The 15,696-nt window shown below is 48.0% G+C and carries 10 protein-coding genes; 4 read left to right on the forward strand and 6 right to left on the reverse strand.

Annotated elements, in window-relative coordinates; all coding sequences use genetic code 11:
* Positions 1-293: 293 nt before the first annotated feature.
* Together BLR32_RS17135 and BLR32_RS17140 are read left to right on the forward strand one after the other, a co-directional pair.
* Positions 294-1,496 carry a bifunctional 3,4-dihydroxy-2-butanone-4-phosphate synthase/GTP cyclohydrolase II gene (locus BLR32_RS17135; RefSeq protein ID WP_089833913.1) on the forward strand — a complete coding sequence of 401 codons (1,203 nt, stop codon included), beginning with the start codon at positions 294-296 and terminating at the stop codon, positions 1,494-1,496.
* A 571-nt stretch (positions 1,497-2,067) separates the two neighbouring features.
* On the forward strand, positions 2,068-2,541 hold the full coding sequence (locus BLR32_RS17140; RefSeq protein WP_089833915.1) for a hypothetical protein: 474 nt from the start codon (positions 2,068-2,070) through the stop codon (positions 2,539-2,541).
* Positions 2,542-2,622: 81 nt separating this feature from the next.
* On the opposite strand, the gene BLR32_RS17145 is transcribed toward BLR32_RS17140, so the two are convergent.
* The 6 genes from BLR32_RS17145 to ggt form a co-directional block, all read right to left on the reverse strand.
* Positions 2,623-7,356 carry a translocation/assembly module TamB domain-containing protein gene (locus BLR32_RS17145; RefSeq protein ID WP_089833917.1) on the reverse strand — a complete coding sequence of 1,578 codons (4,734 nt, stop codon included), beginning with the start codon at positions 7,354-7,356 and terminating at the stop codon, positions 2,623-2,625.
* Positions 7,357-7,547: 191 nt separating this feature from the next.
* Positions 7,548-8,420 carry a TraB/GumN family protein gene (locus BLR32_RS17150; RefSeq protein ID WP_089833919.1) on the reverse strand — a complete coding sequence of 291 codons (873 nt, stop codon included), beginning with the start codon at positions 8,418-8,420 and terminating at the stop codon, positions 7,548-7,550.
* Between the two features lie 2 nt (positions 8,421-8,422).
* Positions 8,423-9,469, reverse strand: a complete 1,047-nt coding sequence (locus tag BLR32_RS17155; RefSeq protein ID WP_089833921.1) for an aminotransferase class I/II-fold pyridoxal phosphate-dependent enzyme — start codon at positions 9,467-9,469, stop codon at positions 8,423-8,425.
* Positions 9,470-9,477: 8 nt separating this feature from the next.
* Positions 9,478-9,906 (reverse strand): hypothetical protein, encoded by a 429-nt coding sequence (locus BLR32_RS17160; protein ID WP_089833923.1) that lies wholly within the window; start codon positions 9,904-9,906, stop codon positions 9,478-9,480.
* Between the two features lie 6 nt (positions 9,907-9,912).
* Positions 9,913-10,446 carry a DUF1572 family protein gene (locus BLR32_RS17165; RefSeq protein ID WP_089833925.1) on the reverse strand — a complete coding sequence of 178 codons (534 nt, stop codon included), beginning with the start codon at positions 10,444-10,446 and terminating at the stop codon, positions 9,913-9,915.
* Positions 10,447-10,467: 21 nt separating this feature from the next.
* Positions 10,468-12,165: a gamma-glutamyltransferase gene (gene ggt / locus BLR32_RS17170; protein ID WP_089833927.1), complete on the reverse strand. Its 1,698-nt coding sequence runs from the start codon at positions 12,163-12,165 to the stop codon at positions 10,468-10,470.
* A 161-nt stretch (positions 12,166-12,326) separates the two neighbouring features.
* Here ggt and BLR32_RS17175 point away from each other — a divergent pair, with 161 nt between their 5' ends.
* Both BLR32_RS17175 and BLR32_RS17180 read left to right on the forward strand, forming a co-directional pair.
* The gene (locus BLR32_RS17175) at positions 12,327-15,101 is read left to right on the forward strand and encodes a TonB-dependent receptor (protein WP_089833929.1); all 2,775 of its coding nucleotides are present in this window, start codon (positions 12,327-12,329) and stop codon (positions 15,099-15,101) included.
* Between the two features lie 140 nt (positions 15,102-15,241).
* Positions 15,242-15,664, forward strand: coding sequence for a toxin-antitoxin system YwqK family antitoxin (locus BLR32_RS17180; protein ID WP_089833931.1), 423 nt, complete (start codon positions 15,242-15,244; stop codon positions 15,662-15,664).
* Positions 15,665-15,696: the final 32 nt, after the last annotated feature.

Consider the following 15,696-nt stretch of genomic DNA (forward strand, 5'->3'; position numbering starts at 1 on the left):
TTAAGGCCTTGACCTGATTAGATTTAGAGGATATAATTTTGGATAGCTACTATTTTAAACAGGTATTTCATCGAGTTTGTTCAAGAATTTGGCCTATAAATTCTAAAAAATCGAATTGGCATCTTGTAAATACCACAAATATTGCAGTGTATGGTATCAATTGACCTGCTTAGGGACTCAGATGCTTATATGGTTTATTGCCATATACGTGCAGTGATCTTTAGGTAAGTAGATAGGATAGGGTATGGTGCTTTTTTTAGCATAACTTTGCGAATTAACTTTAATAAAGCGCTATGCTAGATACAATAGAATCAGCCATAGAAGATATCAGGAATGGTAAGCTGGTAATAGTCGTAGACGACGAGGACAGGGAAAATGAGGGAGATTTCGTCACAGCAGCAAGGAACGTAACGCCGGAGATTATCAATTTTATGAGCCGTTACGGCCGTGGTTTAATATGTGCACCGCTGGTAGAAGAGCGTTGTGATGAACTGAAACTGGAAATGATGGTGCGCGACAATACCGCCCTGCACCAAACACCCTTTACCGTATCAGTGGACCTATTAGGTCACGGATGCACCACAGGTATATCAGCACACGACCGCGCCAAGACCGTACAGGCCTTGATAGACCCTAATACCCGCCCTGAAGAACTCGGGAAACCGGGACATATCTTCCCCCTGAGGGCAAAAAGCGGCGGTGTATTACGCCGTACCGGTCACACCGAAGCAACCGTCGACCTGGCAAGACTGGCCGGGTTTGAACCTGCCGGTGTACTGGTAGAGATCATGAACGAAGATGGTACCATGGCCAGGCTGCCGGAACTGAAGGAAATAGCAGACAAGTTTGACCTGAAGCTCATTTCCATCAAAGATCTGATCGAATACCGCCTCGAAAAGGAAACCCTGATCGAAGAACAGGTAACTGTACACATGCCTACGGCCTACGGCGATTTTGAACTGGTGGCTTTCAAACAACTGAACTCAGGCGACCTCCACATGGCCCTGAAAAAGGGTACCTGGGAGAAAGGTGAACCGGTATTGGTACGTATCCACTCCTCCTGCGCCACCGGCGATGTCCTGCACTCACTCCGCTGCGATTGCGGCGAACAGCTGCACAAGGCCATGGAAATGGTAGAACGCGCTGGTAAAGGCCTGATACTGTACATGAACCAGGAAGGCCGTGGTATCGGACTGCTGAATAAGCTGAAAGCCTATAAGCTCCAGGAAGAAGGCAGGGATACTGTACAGGCAAACCTCGAACTGGGCTTTAAAATGGACGAACGCGACTATGGAGTAGGAGCACAGATCCTGCGCCACATGAACATTACCAAAATGCGCCTGATTACCAATAACCCCCGTAAAAGAGCGGGATTAAAAGGATATGGCCTTGAAATAGTGGAGAATGTACCGATCGAAGTACATCCGAACCCACATAACGAATTCTATCTCAAGACCAAACGCGATAAGCTGGGTCATGAAATCCTGAGGGGATAATATCGTAGATCCCCGTCAATTAAAAAAGGAATCAGTGGAAGCTGATTCCTTTTTTAATGTAGTTATACATGAGAGAACAAGCAGAGAATAAGCAGAGAAGACGGAGAGAACAAGCGTCGAACAAGCGTCGAACAAGCGTCGAACAAGCGTCGAAGAAGCGACGAAGAAGCGACGGCGAAGCAACCCCGATCGGTGCTGTATTTTAATAATTTTTAAACATTTTTTTAATTTCTCATGTTATACTATTGTATCAATTGCAACCGAAGTATGATAGTTATCTCTATTTAGCTGCTAAATTTCGCCAACAATGTTAGCCAGGTATTTACAGTTAATGATATTGATGACAATAATTATTTCACTAAATTGGTACTACCTTTGCAACCCATTAGTAAAACACATCAGGATATGAGGCTACAGGACACCAACGTGAGACTTTTAACGCCTAAAGCGTTTTTATCCCTTGTAGGAAAAAACAAGGGACAAATCCTGTCAAGCAAATTTATCCCGCCTAAAATTGGCCAACGTGGTTTTGGACATGTAAAGGTTGCCTTAAAATCACCGGTAATTTTTGATGTCAAAAAACAGGCGTACTTCTCCTCCGCCATCAGCAAACCATGCGCAACACACACCTCCTCCTGTGCTCGATGAAGGTTTGATCAAACATTTTTTAGAAAATCAAAGCAAACAGTTAGAGTTACAGGCTTTAGAAGCAAAGTTCAGAGAAAAACAAATGGAGCAGGACCATGCAATAGCATTGCAGTCTCTGCATATACAAAATCTGAATGAAGATCGTCTTGGAAAGAACAAATTGGTCAGCCAAAAGCAACTGTATTATTTCTGGGGAGTGATTGTCGTGACCTTTCTGGTAGTTCTTACTATTGCTATCTGCTTAAACAAGGAGTCTGTAGCTTTGGAGATACTGAAAGTAGTTGTACCAGCTATTTTATCTGCTGTAGGCAGCTATTTTTATGGCGTGGCGCAAGGGGAGAAGAAAGGAAAGAAAGCTAAGTACGAATCTTACGAAGAAATTGAGCCTGAGGAATAATTCTCAGGCTTTTTCTTTCCTATAAGAACGTTACGATTTATGTGATAATATGATGTATCAAATTTATAGAGACAAAGCTGCTTAATTTTCCCCTTTCCTCTTCAAACTGTCCTCTTTTTCACGCTGTCTTTCAATCTCTTCCTGCCGGAGGGCTTCCATCCGTCTAAATGAGTCGATACGTCTTTGCCTGCTCCGCTCATTAAACAGCTCTGAAAACTTATTATACTCCCTAATATAGGAAATACCCAGACCTGCCTTGTTACGGTTCACCAGGTTATAGACATCATAATCCGATTTACTGAAGGCATTGATACGAAGGCGCCCTTCTGGTGTCAGGAGATATTCCGCCCGGAAGTCACCCGCAAAACGGTTGGCATTGGCAGAGGTACTGGCCTTACCCCAGTCATAGTCCCCACCCACATACAGCCTGATCCTGTTATTGTACAGGTTACTGGTCACACCCGCACTCACCTGGTTACGGTCGAGAGAGGCATTGTCCTGACTACCAATATTATAAGCCCTGTAGTTTACATTGATACCGATACCGCTGTTCTTCAGCAGCGTGCCCGTGATATTGTTCAGGATGGCAGAAGCTTGCGCACTCAGCGCCTGGCCTACACTGTTCTTACCGGTAGTAGCCACACTGGCGCCCCCGGCCGAGTTAGGATCTTCCGGCAGGAACTGGTTGAACAACAAGAGACCAGCCATCTGTTGCAGCGCCTTGTTCTGGTCCTGGTTGATCTCCCTCAGTTTGGCTGCTACACCACTTTCATATGCCACAGAACCTACTTCCGGTAGACTGATCTCATAAGTAATGTCCGGTTTCATCAGCTCATTCCGGAGATTGATGAGAATGTCCACCCTTTCCGTACGGGTGGCCAGCTTATCGCCGGCAGTAGAGGAGTTGCCTACCAGGTTGTAGAGACTTACTTTAGGAAGGGTATATTTCGCATGGATATCTACCTTTGCTTCATTAGGATCGCCATTCCAGGTGATGGAACTGCTTTTGTCAATGTCAAACTTCCAGCTGGTCAGCCTTTGCAGGGTAAAATTGTAAGACCCGTTATTGATTTCATAGTTACCGAACATGGTAAAATCCCCTTCGGTATTCACGTTGATCTGGAGATTACCTGTACCGTTCGCAGAGATCATATCACCAGAAGCGGCATCCATGATCACATCGATCTGGGCATCAGGTGTAGCGGAAATGTCCAGCTTTACACTCAGTTTTACGTTGTCCTTCTTCTTTTTCTTTTCTTCTTTCATCTCCGTTCCGTACGACTTGAACGTGATGTAATCAGAACGACCAATGTCCTTGCTATCCGACAAGGGCAGATAGAAATGCGTGGTCCTGCCCGGCCTCGCCTGTATACGCAGCTGCAGGTCGTTCAGCGGACCAGAGAAATAGACCTTACCATCCGCGATCACATTCCCGTAGAACAGGTCACTATCTGCCGCACCTGTATTCAGGAAGATGAAGTTGCGGGCAGTCACGTCAAAATCAAAGTTCAGGTTATTGAAATGATCATGGGAGATATAACCGCTGGCCGTGGCCCTGCTGTTATTCTTATCTACTATGAAGAAGTTTCCGAATTCAATCAGCTTATCGTCTATGTTCAGGTTGAGCCGCGGAATGGTATAGTAGGTGCCCAGGTATAACACCTTCACGCCTGCACTGTCTACACGGAGGTTACCATGTACAGATGGCTGCTGGGTCGTGCCCGTTATAGACAATTTACCGGAGGCCATCCCTTTCAGGTCTGTCACATATTCATTCACAAAGCGGTCCAACACACTGAGGGAAGTACCATTCAGCTCCACATTCGCCTGCAGCCTGTTGTTGGTAGAAGAAACGCCTGCCAGGCCTTCCGCAAAGAAATTCTTACCCTTATTTTCCGATCTGACGGAGAAGGTAACGTCACCAGTTTCCTGTTTGTAGCCCCCTTCAAAAGCCACTAGGCCAATGGAGTCGTTGTCAATACGCAGTTCACTGGCGGTGATCAGGGCATTGACGTCCAGGTTGTGGGTAGGATCGGAGATATTGATGGTGCCATCTGCAAAACCCTCTATACGCATGCTGGTTAGCTGGGAGGGGATTACGTCTGAGAGGTTCAGGTTCTTTAGGTTCACGATAAACTTGGACTCGTCCGGGTTGAATTCGTTCGTCTCTACCGTGATGCTTTGTTCGTTTCTCGTTACCTGCAGGTTATGAATGGTCAGGAAGTCCTTGCTCCAGTAGATCTCATTACCCGGAGTAACATTCCACTGGCGCTCATTGACAGTAAAGGCGCTGTTGAGGAAGCTCACCTTCACACCTTCCTCCACCGTAATCACCCTGGCATAGAAACCGTCCAGTGTGGAGGAATCTATTGCCTGAAGGTCCACTTTGATATAAGAAGTATCCCTGCCGGAGTTGGCCAGGATCAGCGGATGTTGTAGTAATACTTTGTCGCCGGAAGACACCTTCGCTATACTGGTGCTGATATCTATCTTATCAAAAGTGCCGGTACTTTTCAGCTGCAGTCCTTCAAAATGATAATTCCTGTAGGAGGCCAGCGGCACATTGACATTCAGCGCGAGGTTCCCCCTGATGGTATTCAGGTTGCCTTCTATGGTGGAGTTGTCAAAGCCGGAAATATCTTTCGAAAAACCGCGTATCAGTTTGTCTACCTGTCCCAGCTGGAAAGCGAAAGAGAAATCCTGCTGGATATTGTCTTTGGGCGCCTCAGGGAAGTAGCTGGGGTAATATTTGTTCAGCAACAGGCGGAAAGCATCCGGCAATTGCATGAAGCTGTAATTCCCTTTTACATATCCGCCAATCTCACTACCCTGGATTGCCAGCACTTTCACATTATTTTCCAGGTGGGTGGATACGTTGAGGGAGTCGAACTCCAGCCTGCGCTGGTCCTTGAAGAGGGACACATTGTATACCCTGGCAGAACCGTCGAAGTTATCTATGTTATCACCTGCAAAGTTGAGGGCCAGTTTAGCCTGCAGTACAATAGAATCGCCTGTCAGTTTTAAAGCTCTCAGGTTGCCATGGCGTATGTCGGAATTAAAATCGAATACCGGTACATTACCGTTGAAATCTATGGTACCGGCAAAATCCATATCCAGGTTAGGATCATTGACCGTCAGGGAGCCATTGAAGAATTTACGGCTCATTTCTCCTTTGGTCTTGATATTACTGTAGTCGTAACCGTTCAGGGTGATCCTCTGTATGTCAGCGTCTACTGCTGCCTTCAGGGTCCTGAAGTTGAAACCTTCTCCGTTCAGTTTTGCGCTGAGGGAGACGGTAGATATTTCAGGTACATTCAGCAGGGTGCCTATATTGAAAGCATCTGTGGTCAGGCTTCCTGAATATACCGGCACATCCCTGTTCGTTTTGAAGTTAAGGTCGGAGTTCAGGTTACCAAGATTGGTCTGGAATTTACCGTATGCTACAAAGTCGTTGACGAATCCTGTGAAAGAACCCATAAACCGGATGTTGGTCAGCCTGTCCAGTTGCAGGGGATCTACATTCCGCAATTCAGGAGCGATACTGATAATATCATTGCCGGTGGTCAGTAGTTCCTCTGCGTTAAAGTCGATGTAGGTGTTATTGATATCCGGAAGGCCGCGCATTTCCAATCCTCCTTTCAGGCTGGTGGTAGTGCCCGCCTGCAGCCGGATGTTGGAGGCTTTCAGGTTGCTGACAGGGCCACGGGCATCTCCGCTCAGGGAAATCTCCTTTTTCCAGTCGGATAGTTCGGGTGCAAAGTAGGCGACATCGTCAGAATGAAGGCTGCTATTCACAAAATGCGCCCGCATATATACCTCATCCACATAATGGTTCATGTCACTGATATCGGCATACTGCATCGTATAGTAATCGCGCAGGTGACTGCGGTTCGTGAACAGGTCCATGTGGGAGAACTCCATTTCCACCGGCGACATCTTAAACTTTGCCGTCAGCTTTTTCACTTCGAAGCCGCTCCGTTCCTTTGTGCTCATGGTCAGGTCGCCCAGTATGCTGTCTTTTACCAGGCTGGTATTGGTCAGCGAAAGGTCGATCTTGTTGAAGCGGATATGATTGGGTGCAAAGTAGCCAGCGTTTACAGGGGTGGGATCTTCCAGGTCATCTACCCCTAATGTACCGTCCTTAATGGAGACCTCTTTCACCAGCAGCTTCCAGTTGGCGCTGTTCCAGCGAAGGGCGGGAATAGCCGCTGTATCTGTCAGCGGTGCTGCCGGTGGTGCAGGCCTTTTCTTACGGAGGGGAGAAGCTGGGTACCGGGAAATGATAAACGTAGGTTTATCCAGCGTCAGCTCCTGTATATCAATATTGTGCAGGTTAAGGTCGATATTCTTGGCGTCAAGATAAATGCGTTTAGCCGCCACACGCATGTCTTCGCCCACCCAGGCGTCTATCTGGTTGATGCGCACATTGCGCAGGTCTGTCTTGCGCAGGTCCAGGGAAATACCTCCGCTGCCTTTACGGGGCTTCAGGGTTGTATCAGGGGGAGCGCTGAATTCGTCAGCGATGAACTGATAATTCCAAACAGAGTCATTTCTGAGACGTATCAGGTTTATATCGGCATCTTCCAGTCCGATAAACTTTATAACGGGTTTGTCCTGGAAAAAGAACCAGTCTGTAATACGTAGCTGCAGTACGCGGGCATAGAGCAGGGTGTCCTTGTGGCGGTCTTCTATCAGCGTGCCTTCCAGGCGAAAACTGTTAAACAGGCGTAGGTTGACATGCTCGATTTCTACTCTGGTCCTCAGTTGCGCTGACAGGCGTTGGGCGGCTTGATGCACCAGGAAGTTCTGTACCACCGGGATGTTTACCAGTACGCCGATCAGGATGATCAGGCCCAGTAAACTCAGGAAGATAGCAGCTAATATTTTACGTACTTTTTTCAGACGGCGAGATTTAATCCGGCAAAAATAGTTGAATTACTTGATAGAACTATAAGAGAACGCAGAAGTACCGGCTATCGTCTGTGAGTATTGTATGAGTATTGTAGTTATAACACAGGTTTAACAGTATATCCTTCTTTCCTCAACAGTGCAATAACCCCCGTGTTACCACCCAGATGGCCCGCGCCTACAGCAAAGAAAGTGGATGCTTTGCCCGCTTCATTGCTGATGATACCGATCCAGTTACGGTTACGCCTGTCCAGCAGCAGCTCTTTATACTGGATCATATCTTCCGTTTCAATGATCTGGTTGTACAATGCCTGTATGTCGCCCTGCTTGTATGCCGTTATCATTTTATAATACACATCCCTGGATTTCACCGTGTCGGTAATGGTTTTAAGCATCATTGCGGCTTCTTCCGTATCAGGGATACTGTCAAAAATGGCCAGCTGGTCCATGACGGTTTCCAGTCCTTTGATAGGCAGCTGCTGTGCTTTGGCCAGTTTGAGAAATTCCAGCTCTGTAGATGCCGGCTGATTACAGCTGGTGGCAAAGAACTTCTGCAGCATGAGGGAATATATCACCAATGGTTTCAGCTTATCCAGCTGCGCCAGTTGTATACTCAGGGTATCATGGAACCAGGCAGACAATTTCTCATAATCGGCTGCTGCAAACAGCGCCTTAAAAGAATAGGGCTCCGGCATCAGCACGGCCGTTTGTAAACGACTGATTTCCTGTACATCGTCAATGTTTACTTCCAGGTACAGCGCTTTGGATTGCTTCAGGGCATTGAGGGTGGCAGGAGAGAATTGATGGTCCTGCGGACAGATAGCATGAATGGTACCATACAGCCAGGAAGGGCTTTGCAGGCCTTTACCGGATATTTCCCAGAGCAAAGAAGATTTTGGCTGCTGCTGGGCTTTGACGGTCAGCAACAACAGGCTGCAGGAAAGCAGTAAGGACATCTTTTTGAATAACATGACTATCTGTTTACAAGTAATTTATGGAGTATATACAAATCTTCCTCCGAATGCTGGGCAGAAACAATGATCCTGTTCACAGGAGGACTATCCGGATTAGGATACCCAAATGAGGAGATCATAATATCATGTTCCAGCAGGTATTTTTCGATACCCGCACTATCCTTCAGCAGGAATACCGGCAGGTGGAAGGGGTTATGCAAATATCCGACATTTCCTGTGAGGGATTCAAAATAACTGATCCGCTGCTGCAACAGCTGCCGTTGTTCGCCATGCAGCGAAAAGCTTTGCAGGAAAGCCCAGGCATTGGCAGGCATCATAGGTGTGGCGCCGGTGAACAGCGGCAGCTTTTTAATGGCTGCAATGGCTGATGCATGGCCTGATACTACTCCTCCCTGCGCGCTGTAAGCCTTGGTAAGGGATGCTGCCAGCAGGTAATGTACGGGAGGATGCTGTGGCAGTGTATGAACGATACCATTGCCCTCTTCACCGATCACTCCAATACCGTGCGCATCGTCAATAAGCACCAGTACATGTCGCTGCAGCGCCTGCAGCCAGGAGAAATCATTGATAATGCTGGTGAGCGGGTTCACACTGTCTGTCACGATCACGAAGCTATTATCCGGATGTGCATTGATCTTCTCGACTGTTGCTGCCGTCCAGGCAGACCATTCCTGTGCTGGAATGACCGGCTGCCCTTTCCATAAAGCCGGATGTGCAGATGGCGCATACAACAGTTCGCCCTGTGTAGCGGCATATTGCACGGCCGCCTGGGAGGCGAGATAACCGGAAGAAAAGGTAGCCGCGGCCTGTTGCTGCTGCAGTACTGCCAGGGCATGTTCCAGCTCATCATACAGGTGTAGTCTTGTGTTGGCGATACGGGAGGAAATAAACGTGGTCCCGTATTCGTCAATACCCTGTTTCAGCAGCTCCTTAAAAGCAGGATGCGCATGTAAGCCCAGATAAGAAAATCCGGAAAAGAAGAGGTATTCTTTTCCGGAGATATTCGTTTTGCCGGTAGGCGTGGTATGTGTGAATTGTGCCTGCATGTCGTGAGTTATTCCGATTTCGTCTTCAATATGAAATAATAATCCCCTGATTTCACCTTCATATCAAAATGCGTCTCATCAAGGTTTACAACAGTCACCAGGTTTTCTGCAGACCGTAAGCCATTAGCTGCAGTAACTGAAATCACCTTACCGTCGCTCAGCAGTTTATACTTGCCGGAATCCGGTTTATTATCAATGGTAGCGATGAACAGGTTATTGTCAAGGAACTGGTAAAACACGTTGGTGTAATATCCTCTTTTCAGATCAGTAGCCTGGTTGATCTGTGTAATATCATAGGCCGATCCCGGTGGAATGACCACATCATATACCCGCCATTTCTTGTGCAACAGCAGTTTGTTGGTACTGCCGCTGTTACATGCGCTGAACACAAGGGCAAGTATGACTGCGGATAGGATGGCCTGTAATCTGATCTTCATGGTATATTATTGTTGCTTTTTTCCGAACATGTCCTGGTTAAAGGCCTGCGATTGTCCTTTAGGGATAGACAGGCTTTTCCAGTCAGATTTTTTGATCATTTTACCAATGTACACAATTTGCCCTACATGGTAGGGGATATGGCTTAGCTGCCTGTTGATGGCATCCAGCACAATATGCGGCTCGCTGCGGATGTAGACAGTCTTTTCCAGATCTTCGGGCTGTAAGGCACCAATGGCATCCAGCATACATTTCCAGCCAGATTCCCACAGTTTGATGATCTCTTCTGCGGATGTTTTGTCCTCTTCAAATTCCACATCCCTGTTACGCCAGGGCTTTTCACCGTCAGAGGTTAAGAAATCCGTCCAGCGGGAATGCATATTACCGCTCACATGTTTCACGATCAGGCAGATACTGTTTGGCTCTCCCTCCGGCTGCCAGTGCAGCTGTTCGCCGTTCAGTTCAGCGAGCGTTTTATCACCCAGGGATTTATAGTATGCAAATCTTTTCAGCACACTATCCAGGAAGATTTGTCCTATCATAAGAAAGTAGTTTAATGATGATCAATAACCGGCAGCACTGTCATCGCCTCTCTTATCGCCCACGGCTTCCAGTTGTCCTTTGCCATTTACTTTAATCACTTCCGTACGACCAATAGCACCACGGGATATTACCTTATATCCCATCTGCCGCAGTCCCTGTAAAGGCGTCTCATCAAAGTCTTCTTCCACATCCACCACGTCGGGCAGCCATTGATGATGGAACTTGGGAGCATCTACTGCCTGCTGGGTAGGTAGGTTGAATTCAAGGATATTGAGCAGGGTCTGGAATACAGAAGTGATGATGGTGGAGCCTCCGGGCGTACCTGCTACAATATAAGGTTTATCCTTCTTCAGCACGATGGTAGGCGTCATAGAGCTTAACATACGCTTGCCGGGAGCTACTGCATTTGCTTCTGTTCCTACCAGGCCATACATATTGGGCACACCGGGTTTAACACTGAAATCGTCCATTTCATTGTTCAGGAAAAAACCGGCACCGCCTACTACCACTTTGGAGCCATAGCCACCATTCAGGGTGGTGGTCACTGATACAGCGTTGCCCTCGGTATCCATCACTGAAAGGTGTGTGGTCTCGTCACTCTCATAAACAGTTCCCGCACCGGTTAGTTTACTGGACCCGGCCTGACGGGGATTGTAATCTTTCATACGCTCACGCAGGTAGGCAGCAGAAGTGAGTTGTTTTACCGGTACTTTCACAAAATCAGGATCACCCAGGAATTGTGCACGGTCTGCATAGGCGCGGCGTTCCGCTTCTATCATAAGTTGCATGGCAGAGACGGAATGAAAGCCCCAGGCAGCCAGTGGGTATTTTTCCACCATGCCCATCATCTGCTGCAGGGCAACGCCGCCGCTGGAAGGTAATGGCATGGTAACGATGCGGTAATCTTTGTAGAAAAAGGAAACGGCTGGTCGCTCTTTAGCCTCATAAGCCTTCAGGTCTGCTTCAGTGATCAGGCCTTTGCCGCGTTTCATTTCTGCAATGATGAGCGCTGCAGTTTCTCCTTCATAAAAACCTGCACGGCCATTTGTACTGATCCTTTTCAGGGTGGCGGCAAGGTCTTTCTGTACCAGGGTATCACCCGCTTTCCAGGGCCTTTTTCTTACAAAAGCGTTGGCTTGTGTATTGAGTTTACTGAACTGTTCCTGTGTTGCATTCAGGCTGTTGGCTTCCCTTTCAGTGATAGCGAATCCTTTTTCAGCCAGTGTAATAGCAGGCGCGATGAGCTGTTGGATAGTCAGCTTAGCATAAGGCAGGGAGGCAAAGATACCGGCTACGGTACCGGGCACCCCTGATGCCAGGTGTCCATCCTGGCTGAGTTTTGTATTAGCATTGCCGGATGCGTCAATATACATATTGCGGGAGGCCGCCGAAGGCGCCTTTTCTCTGTAGTCGATAGCCAGGTCTTTCCCGTCTTTCAGATGTGCTACCAGGAAGCCTCCACCGCCCAGGTTACCCGCCGCGGGATATACTACTGCCAGTGCCAGCTGGGTAGCAATGGCGGCATCTACGGCATTACCACCCTGCTGCAGCATCTGCAGGCCGGCCTGACTGGCCAGCGGGTGGGCCGATACAACGGCGCCATGGCTGGCGGTAACACTTTTTTTGACTTGATAATGAAAGGCATTAATGGCAGTTGGCTGCTGGGCATAAGCTGTGCTGGCAAGGATTATAGCCAGTAAAACCGGAATTGTACGCATGCGTGTATGAGTTTAATCCTAAGTTGAATCTTGATAAGTTGTTCTAAATGCGCTGTCAAATTAGTATTTTAGATAATAGACAGATCAATTCGTTCTTGTAGCAAATAACATAACCAAAAGAACAACTCAAAATCTAAAAACCCAAATCTAAATCGAATCTTATGTTACACCCGCTAGTCCATCTGAGGGGCCTTGTGCTTCTTATCCTCCTTACTTTATGTGTATCAGCCTCGTATGGCCAGACAGGCGCCATTAAGGGGACTGTTACTGACGGCAAAGCACCGCTGCCCGGTGTTACTTTGCGTATCGAGAACACGAATAGAGGCACATATACGGATGCGCAGGGCCGCTTTTCCATGGAAGTAGTTCCCGGTAATCACACGGTATTGATCAGTTATCTGGGCTACCCGTCGGAGCGTAGACAGGTGACCGTTATCGCCGGACAAACCACCACGCTGGATGTGGTCATGAAAGAGGGAGGTACCAACATCAATGAACTGGTGGTATTAGGCTCCCGTAACCGGCCACGTACACAGACGGAAACGCCTGTTCCCGTAGATGTGATTGATATCAGGCGTATTGTTGCTGACGCTCCGCAGGTCTCTATCAACCAGATCCTGAACTATGTAGCACCGTCTTTCAGCGCTGGTACACAAACTGTTGCAGACGGTACCGATCATATCGATCCGGCTTCCCTGCGCGGGCTGGGGCCTGACCAGGTGCTGGTATTGGTGAATGGTAAACGCAGGTACAATACCGCCCTGGTGAATGTGAACGGTAGCTTCGGCCGTGGTGCGGTAGGTACCGATATGAATGCGATTCCCACATCTGCCATTGACCGTATCGAGATACTGCGTGATGGTGCTGCCGCTCAGTATGGCTCTGATGCTATTGCCGGCGTGATCAACATCGTGCTGAAAAGCAGCGTGAACCGCCTGAACGTAAATGTAACCACCGGCGCCAACGTAACTTCACAGGCAGACGATAACATGGATGGTCAGACCGTGCAGACAGGCGTTAACTATGGTATTCCTGTTGGCAATAAAGGAGGATATATTAACTTCGGGGGCTCTTATGATTACCGTAATTATACCAACCGTTCCGGACCATGGGTGGGCGCTATCTATCGTACTTATCCCGGCGGTGTTGATAAAACGGATTCCTTCCTGGTGGCCAATAACATCACCCGTAATGATATCCGCATGCGTGCCGGTCAATCGAAACTGCGCAGCGCACAGTTGTTTGTCAATGCCAGCATCCCACTGGAAAACAATGCGGAAGTTTACTTCTTCGGGGGTATCGGTTACCGTAACGGCAATGCCGCCGGTGTATACCGCTTGCCGCACGACAGCAGGAATGTAATGGAGATCTATCCCCTGGGCTTCCTGCCGGAAATACACAGCGATATTTATGACCGATCTTTTGCAGGAGGGATACGTGGTAACCTGGGCGACTGGAAAGTTGACTTCAGTAATACCTATGGCCGCAATGAGTTTGGTTTCAAAGTGGAGAATTCACTGAACGCATCCCTTGGTAAAGCGTCTCCTACAAGCTTTACCTGTGGAGGACCCATCTTCACCCAGAATACGACCAACCTAGATTTCTCCCGCCGCATTGATGTGCTGGAAGGACTGGATGTAGCCTTTGGCGCAGAGCATCGCTTCGAGCAATATCAGCTGGTGGCAGGGGCTGAAAATTCTTATACTGACTATGGCCGTGCAAGAAAGATCGGCGTAGACGCCAATGGTAAAGACATTCTGATACCAGACCCGCAAGGATCTGTTAATACTATATTCGGACCTGATGGTTCCGCCAGACCCGGTGGCGCGCAGGTATTCCCTGGCTTCCGTCCGGAGAATGCGATCAGGGCCACCCGCAGCGCTATATCCGCTTATGTGGATGTAGAAGCCAACTTCTCATCAGCATTCCTGCTGGGAGGCGCTGTACGTTTTGAAAACTATAACGATTTCGGTAGTACGCTAAATGGAAAACTGACTGCCCGTTATAAACTGAGTGAGCACACTGCCATCAGGGGATCGGCCAGCACCGGCTTCAGAGCGCCATCCCTGCACCAGCGCTTTTACTCTTCTACCTCCACTTTGTTTGTGGATGGTGTGCCTTATGAAGTGGGTACCTTCACCAATGACAGCCGGCCTGCGCAGCTGCTGGGTATCCCGCAGTTGAAACCGGAGAAATCCAAAAGCATCAGCGCCGGTTTTACCAGTACCTTCGGCAAGTTTAACCTGACGCTGGATGGGTACTTTACACATATTGACGACCGCATCGTATATACGGACCAGTTCTCCGGTAATAATGCAGATACAGCGTCTGCCGTTGACAAGGAAATATACCAGCTGCTGTCGCTCGCCAATGCCAACAGGGCTGCTTTCTTTGCCAATGCAATCAATTCCGAAACCAAGGGAGTAGACCTGGTACTGACCTACAGCACAAAGCTGGGTAGAGGTACACTCCGTGCCGACCTTTCAGGTACTTACAGCTATACGCAAAGAGTAGGGGCCATCAAGGCGTCTGAAAAGCTGAAAGGCAAGGAGAATATCTATTTCAGCCGGGCCAGCAGGATCTACCTGGAAAGGACGGTACCACGTGAGAAAGTGAACCTGACACTGTCTTACAACATCGGTAAGTTCAACGCCTTCCTGCGTAGCGTTCACTTCGGTTCAGTGGAAGAAGCCACCAACGATCCTGCTTTCTTCCAGACTTATTCCGCTAAGGTAGTGACCGATGTAGCTGTGGGTTATAAACTGATACCTGCCCTGAAACTGACCATTGGTTCCAACAACGTATTTGACGTATATCCGGACCTCGTAGCCAATCCTGCCAATACCACCAACAACCAGTTCAGGTACAGCAGAAGGGTGACACAGTTCGGTTATAACGGCCGTTTCCTGTTTGCAAGGCTGGAACTGAACCTGTAATTATTTACTGTAACTAAATAGATATCAATGGAATGAGCAATTACGTGTGTTCATTCCATTGATATAGTAACTTTCCTGTTATTTATATTATTATATTTTACTATATTGAGTGTGCCTTTAAGATATTTATCTGCATCAGCATGTCCGGTGAACGAACTTCTATAAACACATACAGCGCATTGCTCCAGGGATTTCTTCTGTCACTGTTTGTTATCAGTGGATCAGGTTGTATTGCCGCAGAGGAACCACACAGTAGTGAACGCTTACGCCAGGTGATGCGGGAAGAGAACGGTCATATCCAGTGGAAAGTATACAGTTTCACAGACGATCCTTACAAAGAGAAGGTGGAAATCTATTATGAGAATGGTAAACTGAAAGAAGTGTATTTCCGGAGAGCGGGGAGAATGGAAGGCGTCAGAACTGTTTTCTTTGATAACGGCAAACTATCGGAAACAGGCAACTGGCATGAAGATAACAGGGTGGGGGAGTTCCGCTATTACCGGCAGGACGGGCGTCTGGAATGCGTGCAGTACTTCGGATTGATAGGTGAAAGTGTAGAGTAAGAAAAAACCTTTCAATTGTTTATCTTAGGTAA

The organism is Chitinophaga filiformis (genome assembly GCF_900102545.1).
Taxonomy (GTDB): domain Bacteria; phylum Bacteroidota; class Bacteroidia; order Chitinophagales; family Chitinophagaceae; genus Chitinophaga; species Chitinophaga filiformis.

Coding starts and splice junctions, on each gene's coding strand:
- BLR32_RS17175 (WP_089833929.1), top strand. CDS start 12,327: ATGTTACACCCGCTAGTCCATCTGAGGGGCCTTGTGCTTCTTATCCTC.
- BLR32_RS17165 (WP_089833925.1), bottom strand. CDS start 10,446: ATGATAGGACAAATCTTCCTGGATAGTGTGCTGAAAAGATTTGCATAC.
- BLR32_RS17140 (WP_089833915.1), top strand. CDS start 2,068: ATGTCAAAAAACAGGCGTACTTCTCCTCCGCCATCAGCAAACCATGCG.
- BLR32_RS17155 (WP_089833921.1), bottom strand. CDS start 9,469: ATGCAGGCACAATTCACACATACCACGCCTACCGGCAAAACGAATATC.
- BLR32_RS17160 (WP_089833923.1), bottom strand. CDS start 9,906: ATGAAGATCAGATTACAGGCCATCCTATCCGCAGTCATACTTGCCCTT.
- ggt (WP_089833927.1), bottom strand. CDS start 12,165: ATGCGTACAATTCCGGTTTTACTGGCTATAATCCTTGCCAGCACAGCT.
- BLR32_RS17180 (WP_089833931.1), top strand. CDS start 15,242: ATGTCCGGTGAACGAACTTCTATAAACACATACAGCGCATTGCTCCAG.
- BLR32_RS17150 (WP_089833919.1), bottom strand. CDS start 8,420: ATGTTATTCAAAAAGATGTCCTTACTGCTTTCCTGCAGCCTGTTGTTG.
- BLR32_RS17135 (WP_089833913.1), top strand. CDS start 294: ATGCTAGATACAATAGAATCAGCCATAGAAGATATCAGGAATGGTAAG.